General features: G+C 56.8%; 8 protein-coding genes. 4 read left to right on the top strand and 4 right to left on the bottom strand.

All coding sequences use genetic code 11. The features are described from left to right. Positions 1–15: 15 nt before the first annotated feature. Together ACTJKS_RS23860 and ACTJKS_RS23855 are read right to left on the bottom strand one after the other, a co-directional pair. Positions 16–888 (bottom strand): hypothetical protein, encoded by an 873-nt coding sequence (locus ACTJKS_RS23860; RefSeq protein ID WP_108181660.1) that lies wholly within the window; start codon positions 886–888, stop codon positions 16–18. A gap of 53 nt (positions 889–941) precedes the next feature. Next, positions 942–3,155, bottom strand: coding sequence for an alpha-xenorhabdolysin family binary toxin subunit A (locus tag ACTJKS_RS23855; RefSeq protein ID WP_108181659.1), 2,214 nt, complete (start codon positions 3,153–3,155; stop codon positions 942–944). A gap of 304 nt (positions 3,156–3,459) precedes the next feature. Here ACTJKS_RS23855 and ACTJKS_RS23850 point away from each other — a divergent pair, with 304 nt between their 5' ends. Together ACTJKS_RS23850 and ACTJKS_RS23845 are read left to right on the top strand one after the other, a co-directional pair. Next, positions 3,460–4,533, top strand: coding sequence for an alpha-xenorhabdolysin family binary toxin subunit A (locus ACTJKS_RS23850; protein ID WP_108181658.1), 1,074 nt, complete (start codon positions 3,460–3,462; stop codon positions 4,531–4,533). Between the two features lie 30 nt (positions 4,534–4,563). Next, the gene (locus tag ACTJKS_RS23845) at positions 4,564–5,565 is read left to right on the top strand and encodes an alpha-xenorhabdolysin family binary toxin subunit B (RefSeq protein ID WP_108181657.1); all 1,002 of its coding nucleotides are present in this window, start codon (positions 4,564–4,566) and stop codon (positions 5,563–5,565) included. Between the two features lie 20 nt (positions 5,566–5,585). Here ACTJKS_RS23845 and ACTJKS_RS23840 read toward each other — a convergent pair whose 3' ends face one another. Both ACTJKS_RS23840 and ACTJKS_RS23835 read right to left on the bottom strand, forming a co-directional pair. Further along, complete coding sequence (locus ACTJKS_RS23840; protein ID WP_108181656.1) at positions 5,586–6,359, bottom strand: tetratricopeptide repeat protein; 774 nt, start codon at positions 6,357–6,359, stop codon at positions 5,586–5,588. Continuing rightward, complete coding sequence (locus ACTJKS_RS23835; protein ID WP_108181655.1) at positions 6,356–7,036, bottom strand: Fe2+-dependent dioxygenase; 681 nt, start codon at positions 7,034–7,036, stop codon at positions 6,356–6,358. Before ACTJKS_RS23835 ends, ACTJKS_RS23840 begins: the two co-directional genes overlap by 4 nt. Positions 7,037–7,243: 207 nt before the next feature. On the opposite strand from ACTJKS_RS23835, the gene ACTJKS_RS23830 reads away from it, so the two are divergent. Both ACTJKS_RS23830 and ACTJKS_RS23825 read left to right on the top strand, forming a co-directional pair. Continuing rightward, entirely contained in the window at positions 7,244–9,565 is a 2,322-nt protein-coding gene (locus ACTJKS_RS23830; protein WP_086793725.1) for a TonB-dependent receptor, read from the top strand. A 234-nt stretch (positions 9,566–9,799) separates the two neighbouring features. After that, positions 9,800–12,328 (top strand): PepSY domain-containing protein, encoded by a 2,529-nt coding sequence (locus ACTJKS_RS23825; RefSeq protein WP_108181654.1) that lies wholly within the window; start codon positions 9,800–9,802, stop codon positions 12,326–12,328. Positions 12,329–12,812: the final 484 nt, after the last annotated feature.

Here is a 12,812-nt window from a genome sequence, read left to right as displayed (position 1 = left end):
TTCATGGGCCTTTGTTTATTTGCGCAACCATGACTCGATATGGGTCAACCTCTGCAATAGCTCCACAGCATTCTCCTCGCCAGTGGCCAGCTTCACATTCAGCCTTCCCAGGGTCGTCAGGTCATCGGCTTTGGTAAGTTCAACTCTTGCACTGTCGAAGCGCTGAGTAACTTCCTCGAAAAAAGCGCCGATCTGCATGAGCAAATACGCCTGTTGATCAAAGAGCCGCTTTACGTCCGCCTCATACTCTCTCGACCTGATCAGGGGATCCGACGAGGAATATTCAATACTCCATTGAGGAGTCGTGTCATGAGCCCTGAACAACTCGGGAGCAACCATCGGCTGCGAATGACATTCACACGTGCGATACCCCATGGCTCTGGTGAATATCGCTTTGAGCCCGAATGAATGCTCATGCACATCCTGGACGATCTTCTCGATAACAATCATGTCGCCCTTTCCGGCGAAGAACAGATTACCCAGGCCGTAAACCAGATCCTTGATGGTACGGGGTCGAAACGAGCCCCAGATGGGCGACTGCACGATAGTGAAAGAGCTGATATCCACCTGATCGACCGGCTCGGATCTGGAGGTTCTGGCGGTATATTCCAGTACCTCTTTTCTGAAAGTAAGCAGTGCCTCTATGTATTGACTGGCCTGGCTTTTCAGCTCTTCGACGCGCTTGTGTAACCCCAGCAGTGTTCGCTCATCCCAAAATGCATTATTCAGACGCGAGTCGTATGGTAAATACGTACGTTGATGGCCACTCTGGGCGCGTCGCGCAAAAACAAGGTTGGCGTTGTCATGCGTTGCGACAACCGTCGACAGAAAAACGATATAGCGCTCCAATGTGCGGCGCTGCTCACGGGTAAATTCATATCCGGCCATGCTCATATCCTTATGAAGGAGGGTGGCTGACTCCCACCCTCCCCACCGACGTATTACAAGGTCAGTGGCTTCAAATACCGGATCGCTTGTGTAACACCGGCAATCGCCAGATCGACTCGCTCCTCAACTGGCACGGACGTGTCCTGAGTAAACGAGCTGGACAGCTCTTCGAAATAGGCCAGCAGTCCGGCAAATTCACCGACGTACTTCCAGCGCGCATCGTCGACCTTATCCAGCGTTTCCAGCAGTTCGATTTTCCCGTCCGCTTCCACGATATCTTTCGCGTACTTTTTCACCTGGTCTTTCAGCGCCAAGGCTTTTTCCCTGAGCTTGTTGTGAGCCGCCACCATGTTGAGGAAGGACACGGCCTCGCCGATACCCGAGATCAGCTTTTTAAGCGTATCGATAGCCAACATGGCAACTTGAACCTGCGGTGGCGCTAGTCCCAACTCCTTCAAGCTACTGAGCGACAGTGCGACGCCTTCGCCGATTTTTTCGATTCCGGCCTTGGCAATCAAGTCAATGGCCTCAGCCACTGACTTTATTTCTGCGTCCAGCTCGACCAGTTGCTCCTCAAGCTTATCCTTGCGCTCTTGCGCGTAAGCGCGCTCATCCTGAAGACCGGCAATCGATCTTGCCGAATCACTGCGACTGTAAGCGGCCATCAGATTTTTATTAATGCCTTTCAGATCCTCAGACTGCGCCTGGATCTTTTTGGCAATAGCCGACAATTCAGCCTCCATGTCTTCACGAACGTCGTCAGCATCTGCAGGGTCGTTAACCTCCTCCTTTAGCAATCGCAAATTTCTCTGTGAGCGTTCCATATTGATAATAAGCGTCTGACCTTTAATACGCAGATCAGCCGTTGCCCGGCTGGCGGAAAGCGCCAGCCCATTAGCTGTTTGCACGGGGCCTGACGCATAGACATACCGCTCGAAAAGCATTTGCGCGGTGACATTGATATCTTGCATCTCAGCATTAAAATCGCGCAGCCTGACGATATTGAATTCTTGCGAAACCTTTTGATTCAACATAAAAGCCCCCATCCTTCCGGTGAATTTTATTTTACCCGCCTCGTACTCCTTATCTGCTTCAGCGAACACGCGAAGTAATTGATCAGAATCGACCTTGATTTGCTCCCATGGCAGGACGATTTTTGCCAGATGGTTCATGAAACGCCTAAGTTCTGTGGCAATGGTCAGCGAGTCGGCCTCCTCTTTCGAGGCTGTAATATATTCAGCCAACGAATTCCAGACCAACATCAGATTGCGGGTAGCCACATCTGCCTCAACGGTAACGTTGTTCAACTCCTGCAAATCAGCGCGCACTCTGTTCAATGACCCCAGCGTCTTGTTTTTACTGGCCATTCGCAGATTATCGTTGCGCTGTTCTTCATTAAGGGCATTACGCTTCTTGCGGATGGCTTCAGCCTGGACGCCTGTGTAAATAGCCAGAATCAACCCTCCAATATTGAGACCTGCCGCCGACTTGATTGCCTCCTGAACCATCTGGTCATATTGTTTGGTGAGCACATCAATCTCTTTCGAGCGCTCATCCATCTTGTTTTGCAGCTCTTTGATATCCTGCTGATAGGTATTATTCGAAACGGCCCTCAAGCGTAACTGGACTTGCGGAAGCACATCTTCGCGCAGGTCTGTGCCAAAGCTATCCAGTTGATCCCTGACAGATGCGGCTCTGGCATGAGCATTCCGAACTTTGGCAAGAATGTCATCCAGATACAGTTTCAGTTCAGGTACGTCACCCGCCGGCAAGTCCAGTTCGGGAAGCCCTGGAATCCGCCGCTTCAGTTCCAGATATTGCTCTGGTGTCTTGATGTCGTGCTCTTCAAGGTATTTCGAGGCTTTCAGATCGTCATATATCTCTCTGATTCCACTGCCCGCCAGAAGAATACTCCCGGCAAAGATCTTTAAATCGGTGCCCGTCAGCATTATTTTTTCACGCAGCGGCGACCAGCGCCTGGCGTGATCATAGGTTTTTTTGAACGTAGCCTGGAAATCACGAGCCGTCAGCCCCGGCCCACCTGTTTCGCCTTGACCGTAGTCCAGATAGACCATCACATCTTCTAGAGTCACAGGAAGCGACAGGCCTAACACCTCATACTTGCGCAAGTTGACGATATCTTCCTTGGTTAGCTGAAACCCTGGATCTCGATTGTATTCACCGCCCTCCCCCAACGATGCACTCACGAATAACAGCGGCGCCTTTGCGGCGGCCTCAACCAACTTGTCACTTAACTTCGGTTCCATCAGAGACTCCTTGTCTTCTTCGGATTGTATATTGACTATTCATTTACAACGCTGAACCAACCATCCAGAACGCATATCATCAGCGCTGCAATTTAACTTAGTGCACGAAAACAAATACCCACAAGCCATTAAATATTAGAAGAAAATACACAGATCCCGAACAACCCAAACCCGCCCACCACTTATGCAAGAGATTTCAAAAAACGACAAATCATAACCAACAAGAAGTCACACTCAATGCATATACCCACGAGCAAAAGCAATATTAACCTTGAGGCTCAGACAACCACTCAAGGAATTAAAAGTGCAGCCCAGCTCAAACCCGCTCGTCACCAAAGACGACATTCGAAAAATAAAAAACTACATCTCTGCCGCCAAAGCATTGCCGCGCAATATCGAAGATGTAGAACGCCAATTGAAAACCAGACACACCGGCATCATCGGTCTGGAACCGATCGATATTGTTCAGCTCAATCATATGATCATCAACAATGCCAATTCGTGGAGCGACATCGAGTACTCGATGAAGCGTGTGGCCGGAAGTCTTTCGACCTTTTCGGAGGACCTGGAAAATTTTGGTCAGGAAATTATCGACGCCATCGTGACGATGCCGGGTTACATAAACTACCTGGGTACTATCGACTCGCTGAGCGAAGAACAAATAACCAGGCTTCCGCCACTGGAGATCGGCACGGCAGAAAAGAACCGTTTCGGCTCCATTCAGGAGTCTCTCGCGTTCATCGAAAGATCGATCGGCGAGAAGAAGCTCAGCAGTGTGGATGTCAGCGAGCGATTGAAGTACTTCAAGATCGATCTTAACGACAAGGTTGCCGTCAATATTGGTGAAAAACTACGCCTGGCCGGCGATGCGCAACTCAACCGACAGCTGACTGAACTGAATGTTGCGATTGATCGAGCGAATAAACTCATAGAGGAAAAAACCCGCGAGACGGCGCCGGATTTTTTTGATCACATTCTTGGTTTTGTCGCCGCTTACAAGGGCGGCCCTCTCAGCTCGAGCGTTTATTACAAAACGCTCGAACTTCAGCAAAATACCCATTTACGCCCATTGATTGCCCAGCGAGATCAACTCGCGGAGCAGATCAAACAAACCAATATTCTGGCCGGCACGCTCATGGAGTTTCAGTCGGGTCTGGACAGCATGTCGCTGTACGTCGAAGGCGCGATACAGAGTACCTCGCAACTGGAGACGCTATGGATCTCCGTTACCGACTACATCAACGCCTCGCAAAATAAAGTCATGGGTATGCACGAGTTTCTGACCCTCAGAAGCTTTGTCTCCAGTTTCAAGATTGTCATTAAAAACTGGAAAACCGTTCAAGCCAACGCGAATCAACTTATCCACGCATTCGACTGACGCCACTCAATCATTCAGGAAATATTCATCATGACAAACCTCAGTTATGCCCAGCCTGACCTTGGCCGCATTCAAGAAAGCCGCGAGGCGATCCGTTATCAAGCGATCGTTGGCTCTGCCAACCTGTACATCAAAGCCTTGAGCGATGAGTTGATCGCTTTGAATGCCGCCGTCAGCGACCTTGATCTTACGGCCGCGAATATCTTCACTTCGGCAATGACAGCGCTGGAGACCGACGACCTGAACGAAAACCTGCAGGCACTGGCCAGCCTCAACGCCCGTGAACCGAGTGCTCAGGTTGAAAAAGCACGCCAGCAGTATTCGCAGATCGTCACCCAACTGATCAAGCTGTGCACTGAACAAATGACCAGACTCCACACTTCGCTGCACAACAGTGCATTCGGGGTGCAGAGCATCGGCATCAGCAACAACCGTTTCAGACTTGAAGAGCTGGCCGCGAGCAAAATCAATCTGACCCGGGAGTACGACGCCGAGCAAATCCCGCTGGCTGAATTGAAAGACGATGAAACCGTTCTGAATCTGGCCATTGCCGAGTTCGAAAAGCTGACATTCATTGATCGAATCAAGCCATTGCTTGAACAACTGAAGGCGATCATCGGCAACAAACCGACCACCCCTGAAGCGGCGGCGCTGGAGGCCGGACTGATTATCGCCAACAAGTTTCTCGACGAAGCCAACGAGCTGATCAAATACAAGGATCTGATCAAGGCGCGCCAGATCATCCAGAGTCGCCGTGCACAACGCGAGGAGCGCGTGGCGTCGCTGGCCAGGCAACTGCGCGACAATGACGACAAGACCCGCCAGTTGAAAGATACGCAGAAGGTTGTGCCACACCAGCAAACCTATGTCAGTGAGACCGGCAAACTGACGGCTGCGTTGTCCGCGTTTCTCGGTGCGGTCACCGCTGCGCCGAATGAAGACGTTCTGCGGCGTGGCGAACGAGTGCTGGAACACAGCCAGTCCCTGCGCAATTACCTGATCCCGCTGCAGGGACGCTGGTTACGCGGGTGATCGAAGGCGCCTGCCCTCGATTACTGATGGAGAGCAGGCGTCTCGGCGTCAAGGGCCGCCAGACGCTGACGGTACTCGGCGCCCATGGCGCGTATCTGCGGATGCACGGATGCCAGCAACGATTCGCCGCTGACGCGCAAGAACTTCACATTGCCGAGCAGCAAAGCCTTGCGCAGCCATTGCAGTGCCTCTTCGATTCGCCCCGCTTGCGCCAGGATCGCGGCGTGACTGAACTGCCCGCGAAAATCCCCACCCTCCGCGGAGCGTCGATACCAGTCGTGCGCCGCTGGCCGATCCATCGGGCCTGCTCGCCCTTCCTCCAGATACCGTCCCAGCAGGTTCATTGACTTCGCATGGCCCGCTTCAGCGGCGCGCCGATACAACGCCAATGCCTGACGCTGATCGACCATGACACCGCGCCCGGTCGCCAGCAGGTTGGCGAGGTTGTACATCGCCCAATCCAGCCCCGCGTCAGCGGCGATTCGATAATGCTGCGCGGCAATCGCGGCATTCGCGACGCATCCCCAGCCATGCTCATGACAACGGCCCAGCATGTTGCGCGCCATCCAGTGCCCTTGCCCGGCGGCGATGGCGAACCAGCGCAGTGCCAACGTTTGATCCTGAGCAATGCCACGGCCATCGAGCAGGATCTGCCCGAGCAACGCCTGTGCTTCAACAATGCCCTGGCCGGCGGCGAGCAGAATCGCCTGCGCCGCACGCGCCGGACTTTCTTCGAGCATCGCGCTGAGCTGCGCAACGTCGAGCACTTCCTCCCGCCGCAGTTGAAAACTCATACGTCAACCCAGCGCCGCAGCAGGTTGTGATAGGCGCCGGTCAGGCGAATCAGCGACGGGTGATCAGGCATGTCCTGAGTGAGCTGCTGGATCGCCCCGTCCAACTCGAACAGCAAGGCGCGCTGGCTGTCTTCGCGCACCAGACTCTGCGTCCAGAAGAACGACGCATAACGCGCGCCACGGGTGACGGCGTTGACCTTGTGCAGGCTAATGCCGGGGTACAGCACCATGTCGCCGGCGGGCAGTTTCACCCGCTGCGTGCCGAAGGTGTCCTGAATCTCCAGTTCGCCGCCGTCGTAGTCCTCGGGTTCACTGAAAAACAGCGTGGCCGACAGATCGGTGCGCACCCGCTCGATGCTGCCTTTGGGCTGACGCACGGCGTTGTCGATGTGAAAGTCGAAACTGCCGCCCGCCGTGTAGCAGTTGAGTAACGGCGGGAATACTTTGTGCGGCAGCGCAGCGGACATGAACTGCGGATTTTTCCACAGCCGCTCGAGCATCGCTGTGCCGATTTCCTTGGCCAGCGGATGGCCTTCCGGCAGTTGCAGATTGTGTTTGGCCTTGGCCGACTGATAGCCGGCGGTGATCTTGCCATCGGCCCAATCCGCCTGCTCCAGCGCCTCGCGAATGCGCTGCACTTCTTCTTTGCCGAACAGGCCGGGGATGTGCAGCAGCATGGCGATCGTACCTGATGGTAAAGGGGTGCCAATGGTATTGATTCTTATTGGCCGTGTAAAACCCGCATGACGGATGAATCGGCAAAAACCGTAGGGTTAAATTGTAAAGAATGTAAATTCGTCGCGAATAACAATGTTTCGCAATTGATACGAATACCCGTTTACCCTATATTCCGCGACCTCAAATCCTTGGGGAGGGGAATAAAAATGTCACGTCAACACGCACAATTGCCGGTCAGTTCACCACGTTTGCTCGCTTCGGCCATTGGTGTCGCCATCACCGCCGGTTCCGCTGGCCACATGGTCTTCGCCGCAGAAAAGACCGACAGCAAAGCCTCCGGCAATGCCATCGCCCTGGACGCTACCGCCATCACCGGCGAAGCGCAGGACTCGACGTCCTACCAGGTCGAAAAAGCCTCCTCGCCCAAGTACACCGCGCCGCTGGTCGATACCCCGCGTTCGGTCACCGTCATCCCGCAACAAGTGCTCAAAGACACCGGCGCCCTGAACATGCAGGACGCGCTGCGCACCGTGCCGGGCATCACCTTCGGTGCCGGTGAAGGTGGCAACCCGCAGGGTGATCGTCCGTTCATTCGTGGTTTCGACGCCCAAGGCGACACCTACCTCGACGGCGTGCGCGACACCGGTTCGCAGAGCCGCGAAATCTTCGCTGTGGAAAACATTGAAGTCAGCAAAGGCCCGAATTCGGCCATCGGCGGTCGCGGCGCGGCCGGTGGCAGCATCAACCTGGTGAGCAAAAAAGCACACTTGGGCAACTCGTTCGACGGTGGTTTCACTTGGGGTTCCGACCAGACCCAGCGTTACACGCTGGATGGCAACTACCAGTTCAGTGACACCGCTGCCGGCCGCCTGAACCTGATGAGCCACGAGAGCAATGTCGCCGGTCGCGACAAGGTCGACTACGACCGTTGGGGCATCGCGCCGTCCCTGGCGTTTGGCCTGGGCACCGACACCCGGGTCAACCTGGACTACTACCATCTGGAAAGCAACGACACCCCGGACTCGGGCATTCCTTACACCATTCCGGCCGGTGGTTCGGCGGCACGTACCAAGTCCAACCCGGACAAGCCGTACGCCGGTGGCGATCACAGCAACTTCTACGGTCTGGATCGCGACTTCCGCAAGGGCCGCACCGACACCGCGACTTTCGCCATCGAGCATGACCTGAGCGATTCGCTGACCATCAAGAACACCCTGCGCCACGGCACCAGCATGCAGGATTACATCCTGACTCAGCCGGACGACAGCAAGGGCAACGTCAACAATGGCAGCGTCTGGCGCCGTGCCAACACGCGGGTCAGCAACACCGAGACCACCACCAACCAGACTGATCTGTTCGGCAATTTCTACGTCGCCGGTTTCAAGAACAGCTTCTCCACCGGTGTCGAATACACCCGCGAGGAAGGCCAGAAGTCCTCGTACAACGTCAACACTGACACCACGCCGCGCACCAGCGCCGCGACCACCAATTGCACCCCGTCGATGATTGGCGCATCGAGCGGCTACAACTGCACCTCGCTGTCGAACCCGAACCCGAACGATCCGTGGAACGGCGCGATCTCACGCAACTACGCTGGCACCGACACCAAGGCCAACACTTACGCGCTGTATGCGTTCGACACCCTGGAGCTGTCCGAGCAGTGGCTGGTGAACATGGGGCTGCGTTATGACCACTTCGACACCGACTACAAGACCTACAACAACGCCGGCACCACCACCGCCAAAGGTGATGACACCAGCGAATTCGTCACTGGTCAGTTCGGCGTGGTCTACAAACCGGCACCGAACGGCAGCATCTACGCCTCCTACGCAACCTCCGCGACGCCACCGGGCAACACCCTCGGCGAAGGCCAGGAAGGCAACCCGCTGGGCGGCACTCCGGACCGCAATGGCAACCTGCTCAAGAGCGACATGGAGCCGGAAACCACCAAGAACTACGAAATCGGTACCAAGTGGGATCTGCTGAATGATCGCCTGTCGCTGACCGCTGACATCTTCCGCACCGAGAAAGAAAACGCTCGTGTACAAGTCGATACCACCTCGTACGAAAACGCCGGCAAGACCCGCGTGCAAGGTATCGAGCTGTCGGCCAGCGGCAAGATCACCGACAAGTGGCAAGTGTTCGCCGGTTACGCCTACATGGACAGCGAACAGGTGGACGGTGGTGACCTGCCGGCCAACAAGGCCAACAACGGTAACGAGTTGCCCAACACGCCGAAAAACAGCGCCAGCCTGTGGACCACTTATCAGGTCACGCCGAAGCTGACCCTCGGTGGCGGCGCGTTCTACGTCGACGACGTCTACGGCAGCGTGGCCAACACCACGATGGTCGATTCCTATGTCCGTTACGACGCGATGGCCGCCTACAAGCTGAGCAAGAACGTCGACCTGCAACTCAACGTGCAGAACCTGACCAACGAGGTCTACTACGACAAAGCCTTCTCGACCCACTTCGCCAATCAGGCGGCGGGCCGCACGGCGCTGTTGAGCACCAACTTCCACTTCTGACCGATGTGGAAACCTGTGGGAGCGAGCCTGCTCGCGAAAGCGGTGGGTCAGTCAAGTAGAGGCTGACTGACACGACGTCTTCGCGAGCAGGCTCGCTCCCACAAGGTCTGCTCCGCAAGGCTTGGCCCCGTTCATCGACTGAACGGGGCCTTTGTGCGTAATCAAAGAAGCTCTCGATAACCCACGGCATAATGCGCGCCGTGATGACAATTTTGAACGGACAAGGCGAGCGACGTGTTGAAGAAAACCCTGTTCCAGTTGCACTGGTTTTTCGGCATCACTGCCGGGCTGGTGCTGGCCCTGATGGGCATTACCGGTGCCGCCTACTCGTTCCAGGACGAAATCCTGCGGGCACTGAACCCGTCGGTGTTGCAAGTGGAAAAACAGGTCGCTGGCGTCCTGCCCCCGGTCGAGCTGGTGGAACACATCGAAGCAAGCTCCGGCAAGAAAGTCGGCATGCTCTGGGTCGAAACCGACAGCGGCAACGCCGCACGTGTCTACTTCACCCCGCCCAAAGGCGAACGTCGCGGCGAGATGCGCTACTTCGATCCGTACACCGGCGAGTTCATGGGCGACGCGGTGGGTCAGGACTTCTTCGGTCTGATGTTGCAACTGCACCGCTTCCTCGCCATGGGCGATACCGGCCGCAACATCACCGGCGCCTGCACCCTGATCCTGCTGTTCTTCTGCCTCTCCGGGCTGTACCTGCGCTGGCCGCGCCAGTGGAACAGCTGGCGCGTGTGGCTGACCCTCGACTGGCAGAAAAAGGGCCGCAGCTTCAACTGGGATCTGCACTCGGTGGCCGGCACCTGGTGTCTGCTGGTGTATCTGCTGCTGGCGTTGACCGGGCTGTCCTGGTCGTACGAGTGGTACAACAAAGGCCTGACCAGACTGCTTTCCGACGCGCCGCAAAACGAGCGCATGCGCGGCGGTCGTGGCCCGACGCCGGAAGGCCCGGCACCCACCGCCGACTACGCGGCGATGTGGAGCAGCATCTACAGCGCTGCCGGCCCGGGCCTGTCGGCCTACAACATCCGCATGCCGCCAGTGGCCGGGCAACCGGCGACCGTGTTCTACCTGCTCGACAGCTCGCCGCATGATCGCGCGCTGAACCAGATCACCCTCGACCCGGCCACCGGCATCGTCAAACGTGTCGACCGCTACGCCGACAAGAGCTTCAAGGCGCAGCTGTTGACCAGCATTTACGCGCTGCACGTCGGCAGCTATTTCGGTCTGGTCGGACGGATCATCGTCACCCTCGCCGCCGTGTGCATGCCGCTGTTTTTCATCACCGGATGGCTGCTGTATCTGGATCGCCGGCGCAAGAAAAAGCAGATTCAGGACGCACGCAAAGGTCTTCAGGCAACAGCCGGCGATGCACCGGCATGGCTGGTAGGTTTCGCCACTCAGAGTGGTTTTGCCGAACAACTGGCATGGCAGACCGCCGGGCAATTACAGGCCGCCGGGTTGCCGGTGAAGGTGCAGCCGCTGGCGGACGTCAGCGCCGAGGATCTGCGTGAATCGAGCAATGCGTTGTTCGTGGTCAGCACGTTCGGCGACGGCGAAGCACCGGACAGCGCACGCGGTTTCGAACGCAAAGTGCTGCGCACCGCTGCCAGCTTCGACGGCTTGAACTATGCGGTGCTGGGCCTCGGCGATCGCCAGTACCCACACTTCTGCGGCTTCGCCCGACGCCTGCATCAGTGGCTCGGCGATCACGGCGGCAAGACCCTGTTCGCTCCGGTCGAAGTCGACAGCGGCGACCCGTACGCCCTGCGTCACTGGCAGACGCAGCTCGGCCTGATCACCGGGCAAGCGCCGGTCGACACCTGGCAAGCGCCGAGCTACGACAACTGGACGCTGGTCAGCCGCGAACTGATGAATCCCGACAGCAGCGGCGCGCCGGTTTACCTGTTGGGCCTGAAGGCGCCGAGTACCAGCAGCTGGCTGGCCGGGGATCTGGTAGAGGTGCTGCCACGCAATTGCGCGTGGGCGGTCGAACATTTCCTCGACGGCCTCGGCATTCGCGGCGAAACCCGCGTGACGATCAACGGCCTGGAAGAGCCGCTGGAAGTCGCCCTCGCCTCGCGCCAACTGCCCGAGCATCGCGCGCATCTGGTCGGCCTGCATGCGCAAGCGCTGGTGGACGCAATGGTGCCGCTGGCGATGCGCGAGTACTCGATTGCCTCGATTGCCGCTGACGGTGTGCTGGAGTTGATCGTGCGCCAGGAACAACACAGCGATGGCAGCCTGGGCATCGGTTCCGGTTGGCTGACCGAGCATGCCCCGGTCGGCGGCAGCATCAGCCTGCGTGTACGTCGCAACAGTGGCTTCCACCTGCCAAACGAACCGGTGCCGATGATTCTGCTGGGCAACGGCACCGGCCTCGCCGGGCTGCGCAGCCTGCTCAAGGCACGCATCGCCGACGGTCAGCAGCGTCACTGGCTGCTGTTCGGCGAGCGCAATCGCGAGCACGATTTCCTCTGCCGCGCGGAGCTGGAAGAGTGGTTGATCAATGGCGATCTGGCGCGACTCGATCTGGCGTTTTCACGGGATCAGGCGCAGAAGATTTACGTCCAGGATCGCCTGCGCGAATCCGCTGATGAGCTGAAGAAGTGGCTGGCCGACGGTGCGGTGATCTATATCTGCGGCAGCCTTCAGGGCATGGCCGCTGGCGTCGATCAGGCACTCAACGACATCCTCGGCAGCGTCGAAGTCGAACGTCTTATCGAACAGGGCCGCTACCGCCGCGACGTGTACTGACCGACTCCTGTAGGAGCTGCCGCAGGCTGCGATCTTTTGATTTTGTTTTTAAGAGCAAGATCAAAAGATCGCAGCCTTCGGCAGCTCCTTGTATCTCGACTATCGCTCCGTCAGGAGCGATAGTTCTCGACTGATCATCGAGGGAGGGACTTGGAAGCCGTGCAGCTCCTTAGGCTTTTTGCCTGTGATGTAGATCGTGCTCCAGCCCTCCACACTCACTCATATAGTTCGAACGGTATCTTGGGCCCGTCTCTGGCGAGAGCTCGCATTCGCAAGGTTGGACAGAGTGCAGTGATGATCGAAAACAGATCAATGGAGAGACACTCATGTCCAGTTTCGTCGGTGTCGATATCGCTAAAAACACCTTTGATATCGCCACGCACTTGCCAAACGGTAAGCACAAAACCAAGGCCAAGCTGCCTAATGACGCGAAGGGTTTCAAAGAGTTTGAAGCTTGGTTGAACAAGCAGGTCGAGCCCACAGC

Origin of the sequence: Pseudomonas sp. 22189 (genome assembly GCF_052045635.1) — a bacterium.
GTDB lineage: Bacteria > Pseudomonadota > Gammaproteobacteria > Pseudomonadales > Pseudomonadaceae > Aquipseudomonas > Aquipseudomonas parakoreensis.
Note: the sequence above shows the minus strand (reverse complement) of the source record. Positions and strands in the feature narration are given on the sequence as shown.

Bases quoted from the DNA above. Each gene is read 5' to 3' on its own strand.
- ACTJKS_RS23860 (WP_108181660.1), bottom strand. From the start codon at position 888: ATGGCCGGATATGAATTTACCCGTGAGCAGCGCCGCACATTGGAGCGC.
- ACTJKS_RS23855 (WP_108181659.1), bottom strand. From the start codon at position 3,155: ATGGAACCGAAGTTAAGTGACAAGTTGGTTGAGGCCGCCGCAAAGGCG.
- ACTJKS_RS23845 (WP_108181657.1), top strand. From the start codon at position 4,564: ATGACAAACCTCAGTTATGCCCAGCCTGACCTTGGCCGCATTCAAGAA.
- ACTJKS_RS23840 (WP_108181656.1), bottom strand. From the start codon at position 6,359: ATGAGTTTTCAACTGCGGCGGGAGGAAGTGCTCGACGTTGCGCAGCTC.
- ACTJKS_RS23835 (WP_108181655.1), bottom strand. From the start codon at position 7,036: ATGCTGCTGCACATCCCCGGCCTGTTCGGCAAAGAAGAAGTGCAGCGC.
- ACTJKS_RS23830 (WP_086793725.1), top strand. From the start codon at position 7,244: ATGTCACGTCAACACGCACAATTGCCGGTCAGTTCACCACGTTTGCTC.